Genomic DNA, 13,801 nt, shown 5'->3' on the forward strand with positions numbered 1-13,801 from the left:
CACTTCGGTCTGCGAAGCGGTGCGGAAGGCGTATGCCCCGCCCGCTAGCGGGTTAGTCGGCGAAGCCGACTATTACTTGATTAAATAACACAACTGGCGAAAATCTAAAACGGGAGCATAAAATATGAATTTACAACCTCAAAATCCGACTGATTTTTATATGAAAACCATTTATTACGGGCAATATATTCGTAATATTGTTATGCCTTTAGAACGCATCAAAGCAAATAACCGCAATGTTAGCGGTTTAAAAAATAGAGGTAATTGCGATACAAAACTGCTTAATAGTAATATTCGTGCAAAATCTAATGTTATTCGGAAGGCATACCATAATTTTTGAGACTGTAAAAAACTTACATTCTTAACTCTTACTTATGCTGATGTTAATGAATTTGACATTAGAAAATGTAAGCGTGATTTAAATAAATTTTTTAAAAAATTAAAATATTGATTTAAAGCCTGAAATGTAAAATTAAAAAGGACACTTATATAAAAAACAAATTGTGTTAATTCTATAATTAAGAAAAGAAAGGAATTAGCACAATGTATAAGTATCTGACTATTGAATCAATAATAGCAATAAAAGAATATAAAAGTTATGGATTTTCTATTCGTAAAATAGCAAAAGCAATTGATTATAGTAAATCAACTGTACACAGAGTTTGTAAATTATTAAATCAAAACTTATTACCATTAGAAATATTGAATCAAGTTCAAAAAAATAAACAAAATGCAGGTAGAAAATTAATAATTTTAACTTTAACAGAAATTAATACTATCAATCATTTGTTAATTACTAAAAATTATGCTCTTGATATAATTGCTGATTTTTTAAAGAAAAATAAAATAAAAAATATTTCAACAAAAACTTTATATAACATGTTTAAAACAAATCGAATGGGTTTTGATGAAAAAAATTTATTGAGAAAAGGCAAAAATAAACCTCATAAACAAAAAGAAACTAGGGGCAGAATTAATAATTGTAAATCTATTCATGAAAGAAATTTAATCATTCCAAATATTAAAAATATACAAGAATTTGGCCATTTAGAGGGAGATACTATCGTTGGTAAAGATCATAAAAGTTCTATTATTACTTTAGCTGATATATGATCAAAAACCACAATTCCTTTGAAAACTAAAAATCATAAAGCAGAAAGTATTACACAAAGTATAATAAAATTTATTTCAAAATTAATACCAGGAACAATTAAAACTATTACTTTTGATCGTGGTAAAGAATTTAGTAAATGAAAATTAATTGAAAAAAATTGTAATGTTAAAATTTATTTTGCAGATGCCGGAAAACCTTGTCAAAGAGGTTTAAATGAGAACAATAATGGTATTTTAAGAAAATATTTACCAAAATCTACTGATTTATCTTCATATAAACAAAAAGACTTAAATTCTATAGCATTTCAAATTAATTCTACACCCAGAAAATCATTATCTTATAAAAGACCAATAGATTTAATACAATTATTTTAAAAAACTGTCCCATTTATATTTACAATTCAGGTTTCTTTAAAAAATCAGCAATTATATCAAGAGCATAATTTTTAGTAATTAACAAATGATTGATAGTATTAATTTCTGTTAAAGTTAAAATTATTAATTTTCTACCTGCATTTTGTTTATTTTTTTGAACTTGATTCAATATTTCTAATGGTAATAAGTTTTGATTTAATAATTTACAAACTCTGTGTACAGTTGATTTACTATAATCAATTGCTTTTGCTATTTTACGAATAGAAAATCCATAACTTTTATATTCTTTTATTGCTATTATTGATTCAATAGTCAGATACTTATACATTGTGCTAATTCCTTTCTTTTCTTAATTATAGAATTAACACAATTTGTTTTTTATATAAGTGTCCTTTTTAATTTTACATTTCAGGAAAAATAAAATAAAAAATATTTCAACAAAAACTTTATATAACATGTTTAAAACAAATCGAATGGGTTTTGATGAAAAAAATTTATTGAGAAAAGGCAAAAATAAACCTCATAAACAAAAAGAAACTAGGGGCAGAATTAATAATTGTAAATCTATTCATGAAAGAAATTTAATCATTCCAAATATTAAAAATATACAAGAATTTGGCCATTTAGAGGGAGATACTATCGTTGGTAAAGATCATAAAAGTTCTATTATTACTTTAGCTGATATATGATCAAAAACCACAATTCCTTTGAAAACTAAAAATCATAAAGCAGAAAGTATTACACAAAGTATAATAAAATTTATTTCAAAATTAATACCAGGAACAATTAAAACTATTACTTTTGATCGTGGTAAAGAATTTAGTAAATGAAAATTAATTGAAAAAAATTGTAATGTTAAAATTTATTTTGCAGATGCCGGAAAACCTTGTCAAAGAGGTTTAAATGAGAACAATAATGGTATTTTAAGAAGATATTTACCAAAATCTACTGATTTATCTTCATATAAACAAAAAGACTTAAATTCTATAGCATTTCAAATTAATTCTACACCCAGAAAATCATTATCTTATAAAAGACCAATAGATTTAATACAATTATTTTAAAAAACTGTCCCATTTATATTTACAATTCAGGTAATCAAGATTATCAATAATATCGTTATAGTTATGGTTGCCATCAAATTTGGTGGTTGTTTCTGGCAAATCAATGTCAGTACTTGGTTTAGTTTCTGTTTTTGCTTCAATAGCTACTAACTTCATTATACTTTTTCATCTTGTAAGTTTTAAATTTATTTTATTTCCCTTAAATTTTATTTTATCTGTTATGTTTATGCCTAATTTTTGAATTGATTTTCAGCCGTTGTCATTTTTATAAAAGTAAGCGTTGTTTAAAGACCCATATTGATTTTTTATTCATTTAGGTGCATTTAAGAGTTCATTTTTATCTTCTTCCGAAAAATCTAAGTAGTAAAGATTTTCTATATTTTCAATTGGCACACCTGCATATTTGTTTATTGTTATTTTTGCACTAGATAATTTTAATTCGTATGATTCATTATTTTGTCTTTTGTTTCTAATTAGTGATTGTGTTGTTGTTTTATCATTATTAATGTTTGAGGGAATAGTAAAAATGTTATTGAAACTAATAGTTAGCACGGTAAATATTTTCATAAACATTTTTATCACTCCTTTTTAAAATATTTTATTTTTCATTGTTCTTTCAGTTTTGATTTTTTTAATAAGTCACTCAATACCACAATTTATAATTACAGCTAATGTGATGCATATATCTAAATATCCTAATATCATAAGTGAAATTAATGCTTCAAATTTTTCATATAATAATTTCAAATCATTAATTTCCAATTTTAAAAATGTAAGGTAAAATTCTTCATCAATATTTTTTTAAAGAATTAATGAGCTTGTTTGATTTCATTTTTCAAGGCTCTTTTTGCTCTAATTTTCTGAATAATAAAGCGGATTAATTTTTCAAATTTAATTGCAAAATATATTGCGCCACCTCATCAAAAAACAAATATTCCTGCTAGCATAACGCCACTATTGAACTTGCCAAAGAAATTAACCATTTCTTTATTCATAAAATCATTAAATTCGTCACTTGTTCCAGTTATTCATTTAGTATCAACTACTGTTAATGCACAAATTAATAAACTTATAAAGATGAAAATAATACTTAATGATACTTTTAACCACTGTTTTTTAAAAGAATTTTTAATCCTTAATTTTTTTAATGGCGTTTTTTCTTTTGAATTATCTTTTTTAAATAATTTTATTAAAATTTTTTTCATTTTAATTCTCCTTTCATATTTTTTATCGTCCTTTAATCACAATAAATAAGGCAATAAGTACACAAGTAACACCAAGAATGGTAAAAATTGGGTGTTGCGAAAATGTTCGTGCCATTGGTTTAAATAGTTCTAAAATTGTTAAATTACTAGTAATAAATTTTTGAAAATTGGTAAGGCCTTCGCTAATATAGTTTGTTAAAGTTTCAAAATGACTACCAGCCAATAGTCCAAGAACAGTTATTAAGATAAAAATAATAATTAGTTTAAACATTGTTAGTTACCTTGTTTTGTTTTTATTAGTTTTATTTGTTTTTTAGTTTTTCCTCACGCACTTAAACGACCTTTATTTTTAACCGCATATTGGCGTTGTTTTTCCAAATTAACTTGTTGACTACCAAATCCAAGAATAATTGCCATAAGAAATTCTACGGCCAGCGTTAAGAATAAAGGAAATATTAGTTGAATATTCGTTCCTGGTACTTCCAAACTTCAAATTAAATCAAAAACCTTATAAAGCATTTGGGCCAGAAAGTCGGCCATTTTTGCGAGATTTTCCATTTTTTATTGTTCCTTTTCTTTCATTTTTCTTAAAAATTTGCTAAATTTATCCATTTTTAAGTATTCTAAGTCTTCTAAATCAATTGCTGTGTCATTATAGTATTTATCTTCATAATTAGGATTTACTTTTGAATTTAAGTAATCTCTTAAAAATGCTAGGTAAAAAGAATTGTAAGTATTAAGTATTGGTAGGGGAATTTTTAGTTTAAAAAAATAAATATCAAGTTCAGGAATATCCCGGTATTTAATGCGACGACCCTTTTTACTATTTTTAGCATCAATTAAGGTGTTTCGTCAGCGTTCATATTCTTCAATGCTAGTAAAGGTGCCATAGATGACTTTTAAGTAGGGTCGAAAAATATTAACGGGTTTTTTGCGAATGCCGACAATCACATTATTGGCAATATCACGAACTTTAACTCAAATATGTTTATCTCTTTGGCCACTAGCGAGCACAATATGACCGAAATGGCGTGCCAGAGCAAAATATTCTTGAATACCAGTTTCTTCGTTTTTGGTATTATTTTTTTCTCAATCAGTTCCTTCTAAAAATAAATTGGTTTCATCTCACAACAGTAAGGTTTTGTCCGGCAATACTGGATAATCAAAGTCTAATAATCCCATATGTCCTAAACTTAATTTTTGGGTTTCTAGTAATGGAAAGGTTGAGGCGATGTGATATTTTTTCTTTTTTAGTAATTTTGCTGCGTATACTAGAAAGGCGGTTTTCCCAGTTCCTAATGAACCAATAACAATATTTAATGGTGAGTTTTTTAAGAAATTAATAACTTTGTTAATTTGTGTTAAATTACCAATTTTAAAAAGGAAAATTAAAATACAACCCGCTAAAAATAAATAGCTCACAATGTTTTTAAAATAACCGTTGTAAATATATCAAATTGCTCCGCAATGTCATAAAATTAAAAATGAGGTGTGATTTAATTCAATAAAATGGTTATTTTTTTCTATTATTCATTTGCAAAATTTCATCTTGCACCTCACTTTATTTTTTTATTAGCGTACTGCTCCAAGTAATTTTTCAAACATTTTAAAGCAAATAAAGAATATTGCCAAAATAAATGGAAAAATGAAGATTCAGTAATCAGCAAAGAAGTTACCGACTTGTGGCATATTAACAGCAATAATTTCTCACATTTTAGTAAACGCTGTTATAATTGCATTTCACAATTTAGTCATCGCGTCACTAGCTGTTATTTTTTCTACTGTTGCTGGTGCATCGGCCAAGAAAATTCCAAACATATAATCACCCCCTTTCTTTTTTAAAACATTCATCATTTATATTCAAAGTTTTTCTTAAATTTGTTAAAACCACGATTAACCTTAACACGATTGTGTTTTTTCCTAATTAATTTTGAATTTCTTTGTGAATGCATCACAATTTAGCTTCGCGACATTACTTTTGCTTCTATCTAAATACTGATATGGTTTTTCAAAGTAGCATTAGAATAAATCACACCATAACTGCTGTCAAGAATCAAAAAGCAATGTTTGCTATTAAAAGTCAAAGTGGTTTTTCGGTTAAATTAATTTCTTTACCACCAGTAATATGAGCTGGAATAGTTGTAATTTGAATAAATAAATCTCAGAAAGTTTGTTTAATTTGTTCTCAATTAAATTCTTTTAAGTTTATTGTCATTTTTTATCTCCCAAAAATCATTTTTATTGGTAAATACATAATTGAAATTAAGGCGAAAAGAAAAGTAATGATAATAATTAATCCGGCAATAAACGCAACTTGTGCAGGCATTTTTTCTATCGGAACAAACAGTTCTAAGAATTCCATGATAATTTTTCAAAACATTATTTTTTATCCGCGTTATTGTTTTTTGAATTAGGAGCTTTAACTCATTCTTCAAAGCGAGCAATAAATACTTTTTCGTCTTTTGTAAAATTACCAGTATTATTTTTAATGGCATTTTTATATTTAATTCGCATTTTTATTTTGGCATAAATTTTATAAGCAAAATATGCCAATAGCATTATGCAAATGATAATAAATATTAATCCAATCGCAATATTCATTTTTAAACTCCTTTAAAATAGTTATAATTTATATCTTTTTTGTTGTTTTCTTTTTCGGCAATGAAAAAGCCTAATAATTCTTGTCCTTTAATTAACTTGGTTTCATTTTCTTTTTTATTAATTGAAATTATTTGATATTTACTATCTTTTATTATTCCGATGCAAATTGAATTTTCATATTTTCCTTTATAAACAAATCGCTTTGGAAACCAAATACCGATTTGTTCATTAAATCACGGAATTTTTGGGGCTTTAATAAGCATTGCGTTTTGTGTTTCTTTTAAGAGATATTTCTTAGTATTTAAGAAAATGTTTTCAATGTTTTTCATAATAAATTACCTCTCTTATAAATAAACTAAGTTATATTAACTAAGTTGTTAGTTAACTTAGTTTTTTAAACACTTATATATCGCAGATTTAAGTGTTTAAAAAACTTTGTTACTGAATTTTGTTTTTTAATTAGATAAAGATTTTAATAATTTTAAACTTAGCATACCCCTATATAGAAATTTTTACACTTTAACATCCGCATCCTACCCTTGGAACTAATTTAATAGCGTGTATATTTTTAGGAAATCTACCCATTCATTTTTTTATTGCAAAACGAAACAAATTGCTATAGTTAATAGGATGTTATCTATTAACTGGTAAACTTCTTTTGGTTATGGCGACCACCCACAATTTATCGTGCTTTAATACATACCAACATTATTAATTCACTTGTATTTAATTTTCAAAGAACAAATTTTTAACACCTTATAAAATAAAAAGACAATCATTGCTGACTGTCTTAATACTTATTCAAATCTTTTACCACCTAACAAAACTTTATGCGCCCAAATTATCATAAAAACAAAAAAATCCAACTTTATTGTAAAACTAGATTATTTATATCACTTAATGGTGACCCGTACGGGATTTGAACCCGTGAATGCACGCGTGAAAGGCGTGTGTGTTAACCGCTTCACCAACGGGCCCTAAAATGGCGCCTAGTGTAGGGCTTGAACCTACGACCTACCGGTTAACAGCCGGTTGCTCTACCAACTGAGCTAACTAGGCAATTGTTTAATTCAATCATTTTAAATTATATCTACTTTTAATTTTTTTGCAACCTGAAATGTAAAATTAAAAAGGACACTTATATAAAAAACAAATTGTGTTAATTCTATAATTAAGAAAAGAAAGGAATTAGCACAATGTATAAGTATCTGACTATTGAATCAATAATAGCAATAAAAGAATATAAAAGTTATGGATTTTCTATTCGTAAAATAGCAAAAGCAATTGATTATAGTAAATCAACTGTACACAGAGTTTGTAAATTATTAAATCAAAACTTATTACCATTAGAAATATTGAATCAAGTTCAAAAAAATAAACAAAATGCAGGTAGAAAATTAATAATTTTAACTTTAACAGAAATTAATACTATCAATCATTTGTTAATTACTAAAAATTATGCTCTTGATATAATTGCTGATTTTTTAAAGAAAAATAAAATAAAAAATATTTCAACAAAAACTTTATATAACATGTTTAAAACAAATCGAATGGGTTTTGATGAAAAAAATTTATTGAGAAAAGGCAAAAATAAACCTCATAAACAAAAAGAAACTAGGGGCAGAATTAATAATTGTAAATCTATTCATGAAAGAAATTTAATCATTCCAAATATTAAAAAATATACAAGAATTTGGCCATTTAGAGGGAGATACTATCGTTGGTAAAGATCATAAAAGTTCTATTATTACTTTAGCTGATATATGATCAAAAACCACAATTCCTTTGAAAACTAAAAATCATAAAGCAGAAAGTATTACACAAAGTATAATAAAATTTATTTCAAAATTAATACCAGGAACAATTAAAACTATTACTTTTGATCGTGGTAAAGAATTTAGTAAATGAAAATTAATTGAAAAAAATTGTAATGTTAAAATTTATTTTGCAGATGCCGGCAAACCTTGTCAAAGAGGTTTAAATGAGAACAATAATGGTATTTTAAGAAGATATTTACCAAAATCTACTGATTTATCTTCATATAAACAAAAAGACTTAAATTCTATAGCATTTCAAATTAATTCTACACCCAGAAAATCATTATCTTATAAAAGACCAATAGATTTAATACAATTATTTTAAAAAACTGTCCCATTTATATTTACAATTCAGGTTTGGAATGATTAAATTTCTTTCATGAATAGATTTACAATTATTAATTCTGCCCCTAGTTTCTTTTTGTTTATGAGGTTTATTTTTGCCTTTTCTCAATAAATTTTTTTCATCAAAACCCATTCGATTTGTTTTAAACATGTTATATAAAGTTTTTGTTGAAATATTTTTTATTTTATTTTTCTTTAAAAAATCAGCAATTATATCAAGAGCATAATTTTTAGTAATTAACAAATGATTGATAGTATTAATTTCTGTTAAAGTTAAAATTATTAATTTTCTACCTGCATTTTGTTTATTTTTTTGAACTTGATTCAATATTTCTAATGGTAATAAGTTTTGATTTAATAATTTACAAACTCTGTGTACAGTTGATTTACTATAATAATCAATTGCTTTTGCTATTTTACGAATAGAAAATCCATAACTTTTATATTCTTTTATTGCTATTATTGATTCAATAGTCAGATACTTATACATTGTGCTAATTCCTTTCTTTTCTTAATTATAGAATTAACACAATTTGTTTTTTATATAAGTGTCCTTTTTAATTTTACATTTCAGGAAATATTAAAAATATACAAGAATTTGGCCATTTAGAGGGAGATACTATCGTTGGTAAAGATCATAAAAGTTCTATTATTACTTTAGCTTATATATGATCAAAAACCACAATTCCTTTGAAAACTAAAAATCATAAAGCAGAAAGTATTACACAAAGTATAATAAAATTTATTTCAAAATTAATACCAGGAACAATTAAAACTATTACTTTTGATCGTGGTAAAGAATTTAGTAAATGAAAATTAATTGAAAAAAATTGTAATGTTAAAATTTATTTTGCAGATGCTGGCAAACCTTGTCAAAGAGGTTTAAATGAGAACAATAATGGTATTTTAAGAAGATATTTACCAAAATCTACTGATTTATCTTCATATAAACAAAAAGACTTAAATTCTATAGCATTTCAAATTAATTCTACACCCAGAAAATCATTATCTTATAAAAGACCAATAGATTTAATACAATTATTTTAAAAAACTGTCCCATTTATATTTACAATTCAGGTATTGAAAAAGAAAATATTACCAAAATATTAAATGAAAAGGAGAGCAAAAATATGGACAATAGTAATAATAATATTTTTTTATGTTTAGCAAATCGCGTAATAAAAATAAAAGGAAAACCGTTAACAGCTCAAGAAATTTGAGATGTTGGTAACGAATTAAAAGCAACTAATGCTATTAATTAATACACATTTAAAAGATATGAGTCCAATTTTAAGAATAGCAATCGCATTAAATACCGATATTGTCAATAATCCAGATTCAAATTTTATTTGATATCGTGAGTCTGGTAAGTTCGCTTTAAAGAATGAAAGCAATATAACAGAAAGGTTGGAACCAATTGACAAAACATCAAAAGCAAAAGCACTTGAAAATACTAATGATGAATGTTGTACAAAACAACTTGAAGAAGATGGAAATATTAAATTGGATAAAGCAAGAAATCACTCTGTATTTAATGAAAGAGATTTACATTCCGTTGTTGTCAAATTTTTACATAATTCTGCTTTTAATATTTCTAGTAAAACAATTTTTCATGAACTTTCAAGTAAAAAAGTTTCTGGTAAAAATAAATGATTGCATCCTGATATTGTTGGCGTTCATTTTCCATTTAATGATTTTAGTAAAAAAACTTTAAAGTTACAAAAGGAATATTTAGGATCTTTGAAAACAAAGTTTTATTCATTTGAATTAAAAAAAGAATTAAGTTTTGCTAATCTTCGTGAATCTTATTTTCAAGCAGTATCAAATTCATCTTGAGCCAATGAAGGGTATTTAGTAGCCTTAAAAATTTCTGAAAGTAATGACTTTATTAATGAATTAAAAAGACTTAATGATGCTTTTAATATTGGTGTTATTAAGCTAAATCCTAATAATATTAAGCAAAGTATTATTTTATTTCTAGCAAAAGAAAAAGAAACTCTTGATTGAGCAACAATTGATCGCTTAGTTACTGAAAATTCTGATTTTAAAGATTTTGTTAGAATTGTTATTCAATCATTACAAGCAAATACCATTGTTGGTAATTTTGATAAGGTACTAACAGATGCCGAATATGAAAATTATATTAATGAAAAACATATTAAAGAATAATAAAATATTTGAATTAAGCATATTTTCTATTTAATAGAAAATATGCTTTCTTTTATGCTAAAATTAGTAATAACGGTGGTAAAGATATGGAAAAAAATTCACAGCATAATATAAGAGAAAGCATAATTTTTTTTATCTATCAACAACAATTATTAAATTATGACTTAGAAACAATTATTAAAGAAATTAAAGAAAATGAAGAAGATTTTAATACGGAAATTACTAATAATTTAATCCATCTTTTCGAACAACGAGAAATTATAATTAAAATTATTAATAAGTACTTAAAAGTAGGGTGACATTTTTCTAAATTATCTAATTTAGAGCAAGGGATTTTATTGTGAGCAACTTATGAATTACTGATTTTAAAAGAAAATTCAGCAATTATTATTAATGAAGCAGTTCTTGTTACTAAAAAGTATTTCATCAATAGTGAATATAAATATATTAATGGCATTTTGCAAAGTATTGCTGATAATGAGAAAAAAAACTAACAAGGATGACAACTATGGAAAATGAATTATTGAAGAAATCTATTAAATTAGCAAAGAAAACATTAATTAAAACCATAAAACAAACCAATAATCCAGAAATTATCCAAGATGGTTTGTATATTTTAAATGTTGTTACTAAACATAGTATTTTTATGCAAGCATTAGGTCTATTAATTGTTAATGAAAAATTAAGTCCCGAGTTATTTATTCGTCATTTAATTTCTTGCAAAGCTATAGTTTGTAGTCAAATTTATCTTTTTGATTTAGAAATTAAAAAAATTAAAAATCTGAAAGTAATTAATGAATTTTTTCAAAACTTAGCAGTTAGTTCTGCAATTAAATCACCAATTGAATTACAATTACAAGATACCTATAATAGTAAAATTAAAAATATTGACGAGTTAAAAGGTTTAGAATTAATAAGAAATGAAAAATTTTATCTTCTCGCCCATCTGATTGGTAATTCATTTGAATCGGTAGCAATTTTTAATCACAAAGAAAATAACAAAACTTATTATTATAATTTTGGTTTTTATTTAGCATTATATTTTTTATTACATCGTGAAACCTTAGCCCGAAAAGCTAAAATTCCTTCTTTATTAGACCAATTACCAACACAAAATCTTTTAATTGTAAAGCTTAATATTATGGAAAAATATATTAATGCTATTGCTACAATATATCCTTTAGAATTTAACGAATTTATTATCCTCAATAACAAATCAATAAACAAAATGAAAAATTTATCGTAAGTGAAGAACAACAATGAAAAAAATCCGATTAGATATATTATTAGTTCAAAAAGAATTATTTCATTCTCGAACTGAAGCTCAAAGTGCCATTATTAATCATCAAGTACTTGTAAATGAGGAATTAATTATTAAGTCAGGAACTTTAGTTGCCCTTAACAGTATTATTAGAATAAAAAAACAAGATAATCAATTTGTTTCTCGTGGGGGATATAAATTAAGTAAAGCTCTTAAAGCGTTTAATATCAATTTAGAAAATCTTGTATGTTTAGATATCGGTTCTTCTACGGGTGGTTTTACTGATTGTATGTTACAAAATCAAGCAAAATTGGTTTATAGTTTAGATGTCGGTACTAATCAATTAGCTTGAAAATTACGAATTCACCCCCAAGTAATTGTTATGGAAAACACTAATTTTCGTTATGTTAAGAAAGAAATGTTTAAAAATAATATTAGTTTTTGTGCTATTGATGTTGCCTTTATTTCATTAACAAAAATTATTCCGGTTTTAACAGAAATTTTAATGCCCCAAGGTCAATTAGTTTGTTTAATTAAACCACAATTTGAAAGTAGGAAAACGCAAATTGAAAAGGGGGGCGTTGTTAAAAACCCCATAGTGCATTATCAAGTATTAAATAATTTAATTGCTTTTTTTAAAGAATATGGTTTTTCTTTACAAGGTTTAATTTATAGTCCAATCGTTGGCCACAAGAAAGGAAATATTGAATATTTAGCTCATTTATCTTTCAATAACCTTTTACAAAGCAAAGAAATTAATGTTATAAAATTAGTAGATGATGCTTTTAATACCCTTAAAAATCCCACCAAATAGATTTTATATTACCTGAATTGTAAATATAAATGGGACAGTTTTTTAAAATAATTGTATTAAATCTATTGGTCTTTTATAAGATAATGATTTTCTGGATGTAGAATTAATTTGAAATGCTATAGAATTTAAGTCTTTTTGTTTATATGAAGATAAATCAGTAGATTTTGGTAAATATCTTCTTAAAATACCATTATTGTTCTCATTTAAACCTCTTTGACAAGGTTTGCCGGCATCTGCAAAATAAATTTTAACATTACAATTTTTTTCAATTAATTTTCATTTACTAAATTCTTTACCACGATCAAAAGTAATAGTTTTAATTGTTCCTGGTATTAATTTTGAAATAAATTTTATTATACTTTGTGTAATACTTTCTGCTTTATGATTTTTAGTTTTCAAAGGAATTGTGGTTTTTGATCATATATCAGCTAAAGTAATAATAGAACTTTTATGATCTTTACCAACGATAGTATCTCCCTCTAAATGGCCAAATTCTTGTATATTTTTAATATTTGGAATGATTAAATTTCTTTCATGAATAGATTTACAATTATTAATTCTGCCCCTAGTTTCTTTTTGTTTATGAGGTTTATTTTTGCCTTTTCTCAATAAATTTTTTTCATCAAAACCCATTCGATTTGTTTTAAACATGTTATATAAAGTTTTTGTTGAAATATTTTTTATTTTATTTTTCTTTAAAAAATCAGCAATTATATCAAGAGCATAATTTTTAGTAATTAACAAATGATTGATAGTATTAATTTCTGTTAAAGTTAAAATTATTAATTTTCTACCTGCATTTTGTTTATTTTTTTGAACTTGATTCAATATTTCTAATGGTAATAAGTTTTGATTTAATAATTTACAAACTCTGTGTACAGTTGATTTACTATAATCAATTGCTTTTGCTATTTTACGAATAGAAAATCCATAACTTTTATATTCTTTTATTGCTATTATTGATTCAATAGTCAGATACTTATACATTGTGCTAATTCCTTTCTTTTCTTAATTATAGAATTAACACAATTTGTTTT

The 13,801-nt window shown here is 24.9% G+C and carries 17 protein-coding genes, 2 tRNA genes and 5 pseudogenes; 10 read left to right on the top strand and 14 right to left on the bottom strand.

The genetic code is table 4. The features are described 5' to 3' along the window. Positions 1-124: 124 nt before the first annotated feature. Positions 125-493 carry a hypothetical protein gene (locus tag AACK97_RS03230; protein WP_338968778.1) on the top strand — a complete coding sequence of 123 codons (369 nt, stop codon included), beginning with the start codon at positions 125-127 and terminating at the stop codon, positions 491-493. A gap of 50 nt (positions 494-543) precedes the next feature. Further along, positions 544-1,488: an IS30 family transposase gene (locus tag AACK97_RS03235; protein WP_338968576.1), complete on the top strand. Its 945-nt coding sequence runs from the start codon at positions 544-546 to the stop codon at positions 1,486-1,488. A 22-nt stretch (positions 1,489-1,510) separates the two neighbouring features. On the opposite strand, the pseudogene AACK97_RS03240 reads toward AACK97_RS03235, so the two are convergent. Continuing rightward, positions 1,511-1,816: pseudogene (locus tag AACK97_RS03240) on the bottom strand (helix-turn-helix domain-containing protein); the annotation flags it as partial. 82 nt (positions 1,817-1,898) lie between these two features. On the opposite strand from AACK97_RS03240, the pseudogene AACK97_RS03245 reads away from it, so the two are divergent. Continuing rightward, a pseudogene (locus tag AACK97_RS03245) lies at positions 1,899-2,552 on the top strand (IS30 family transposase); the annotation flags it as partial. On the opposite strand, the gene AACK97_RS03250 reads toward AACK97_RS03245, so the two are convergent. From AACK97_RS03250 to AACK97_RS03300, 11 genes are all read right to left on the bottom strand, one after another. Then, positions 2,544-3,119, bottom strand: a complete 576-nt coding sequence (locus AACK97_RS03250) for a hypothetical protein (RefSeq protein ID WP_338968780.1) — start codon at positions 3,117-3,119, stop codon at positions 2,544-2,546. The pseudogene AACK97_RS03245 and the gene AACK97_RS03250 sit on opposite strands and share 9 nt — an antisense overlap. Before the next feature lie 242 nt (positions 3,120-3,361). Further along, complete coding sequence (locus AACK97_RS03255; RefSeq protein WP_338968782.1) at positions 3,362-3,757, bottom strand: hypothetical protein; 396 nt, start codon at positions 3,755-3,757, stop codon at positions 3,362-3,364. Between the two features lie 22 nt (positions 3,758-3,779). Beyond that, complete coding sequence (locus AACK97_RS03260) at positions 3,780-4,028, bottom strand: hypothetical protein (protein WP_338967070.1); 249 nt, start codon at positions 4,026-4,028, stop codon at positions 3,780-3,782. 2 nt (positions 4,029-4,030) lie between these two features. After that, positions 4,031-4,315 carry a hypothetical protein gene (locus AACK97_RS03265; RefSeq protein WP_338968783.1) on the bottom strand — a complete coding sequence of 95 codons (285 nt, stop codon included), beginning with the start codon at positions 4,313-4,315 and terminating at the stop codon, positions 4,031-4,033. 3 nt (positions 4,316-4,318) lie between these two features. Continuing rightward, positions 4,319-5,305 (bottom strand): hypothetical protein, encoded by a 987-nt coding sequence (locus AACK97_RS03270; protein WP_338968785.1) that lies wholly within the window; start codon positions 5,303-5,305, stop codon positions 4,319-4,321. A gap of 24 nt (positions 5,306-5,329) precedes the next feature. Beyond that, positions 5,330-5,575 carry a hypothetical protein gene (locus AACK97_RS03275; RefSeq protein WP_338968787.1) on the bottom strand — a complete coding sequence of 82 codons (246 nt, stop codon included), beginning with the start codon at positions 5,573-5,575 and terminating at the stop codon, positions 5,330-5,332. A gap of 166 nt (positions 5,576-5,741) precedes the next feature. Then, a complete protein-coding gene (locus tag AACK97_RS03280) occupies positions 5,742-5,972 on the bottom strand; it encodes a hypothetical protein (RefSeq protein ID WP_338968789.1) in 231 nt (76 codons plus the stop codon). A 164-nt stretch (positions 5,973-6,136) separates the two neighbouring features. Next, positions 6,137-6,358 carry a hypothetical protein gene (locus AACK97_RS03285; protein WP_338968790.1) on the bottom strand — a complete coding sequence of 74 codons (222 nt, stop codon included), beginning with the start codon at positions 6,356-6,358 and terminating at the stop codon, positions 6,137-6,139. A 2-nt stretch (positions 6,359-6,360) separates the two neighbouring features. After that, on the bottom strand, positions 6,361-6,687 hold the full coding sequence (locus AACK97_RS03290) for a hypothetical protein (protein ID WP_338968791.1): 327 nt from the start codon (positions 6,685-6,687) through the stop codon (positions 6,361-6,363). A gap of 572 nt (positions 6,688-7,259) precedes the next feature. After that, positions 7,260-7,335: transfer RNA gene (locus AACK97_RS03295), tRNA-Glu, on the bottom strand. A 6-nt stretch (positions 7,336-7,341) separates the two neighbouring features. Continuing rightward, positions 7,342-7,417: transfer RNA gene (locus AACK97_RS03300), tRNA-Asn, on the bottom strand. Between the two features lie 137 nt (positions 7,418-7,554). Between AACK97_RS03300 and AACK97_RS07635 the strand changes: the two are divergent. Then, positions 7,555-8,500, top strand: a pseudogene (locus AACK97_RS07635) (IS30 family transposase). Between the two features lie 27 nt (positions 8,501-8,527). On the opposite strand, the pseudogene AACK97_RS03315 reads toward AACK97_RS07635, so the two are convergent. Then, positions 8,528-9,010, bottom strand: a pseudogene (locus tag AACK97_RS03315) (helix-turn-helix domain-containing protein); the annotation flags it as partial. An 86-nt stretch (positions 9,011-9,096) separates the two neighbouring features. On the opposite strand from AACK97_RS03315, the pseudogene AACK97_RS03320 reads away from it, so the two are divergent. The 6 genes and pseudogenes from AACK97_RS03320 to AACK97_RS03345 all read left to right on the top strand — a co-directional run. Beyond that, positions 9,097-9,567, top strand: a pseudogene (locus AACK97_RS03320) (IS30 family transposase); the annotation flags it as partial. Positions 9,568-9,650: 83 nt separating this feature from the next. Beyond that, positions 9,651-9,782 (top strand): hypothetical protein, encoded by a 132-nt coding sequence (locus AACK97_RS03325; protein ID WP_338968794.1) that lies wholly within the window; start codon positions 9,651-9,653, stop codon positions 9,780-9,782. Positions 9,783-9,798: 16 nt separating this feature from the next. Beyond that, complete coding sequence (locus AACK97_RS03330) at positions 9,799-10,689, top strand: hypothetical protein (protein ID WP_338968795.1); 891 nt, start codon at positions 9,799-9,801, stop codon at positions 10,687-10,689. An 86-nt stretch (positions 10,690-10,775) separates the two neighbouring features. Next, entirely contained in the window at positions 10,776-11,183 is a 408-nt protein-coding gene (locus AACK97_RS03335) for a transcription antitermination factor NusB (protein ID WP_338968796.1), read from the top strand. A gap of 5 nt (positions 11,184-11,188) precedes the next feature. Further along, complete coding sequence (locus AACK97_RS03340) at positions 11,189-11,935, top strand: hypothetical protein (protein WP_338968797.1); 747 nt, start codon at positions 11,189-11,191, stop codon at positions 11,933-11,935. Between the two features lie 13 nt (positions 11,936-11,948). Beyond that, a complete protein-coding gene (locus AACK97_RS03345) occupies positions 11,949-12,764 on the top strand; it encodes a TlyA family RNA methyltransferase (RefSeq protein ID WP_338968798.1) in 816 nt (271 codons plus the stop codon). A gap of 42 nt (positions 12,765-12,806) precedes the next feature. On the opposite strand, the gene AACK97_RS03350 is transcribed toward AACK97_RS03345, so the two are convergent. Beyond that, complete coding sequence (locus AACK97_RS03350) at positions 12,807-13,751, bottom strand: IS30 family transposase (protein ID WP_338968799.1); 945 nt, start codon at positions 13,749-13,751, stop codon at positions 12,807-12,809. Positions 13,752-13,801 lie beyond the last annotated feature (50 nt).

This window comes from Spiroplasma endosymbiont of Lonchoptera lutea (assembly GCF_964019715.1).
In the GTDB taxonomy this organism is placed as follows: domain Bacteria; phylum Bacillota_I; class Bacilli_A; order Mycoplasmatales; family Nriv7; genus Nriv7.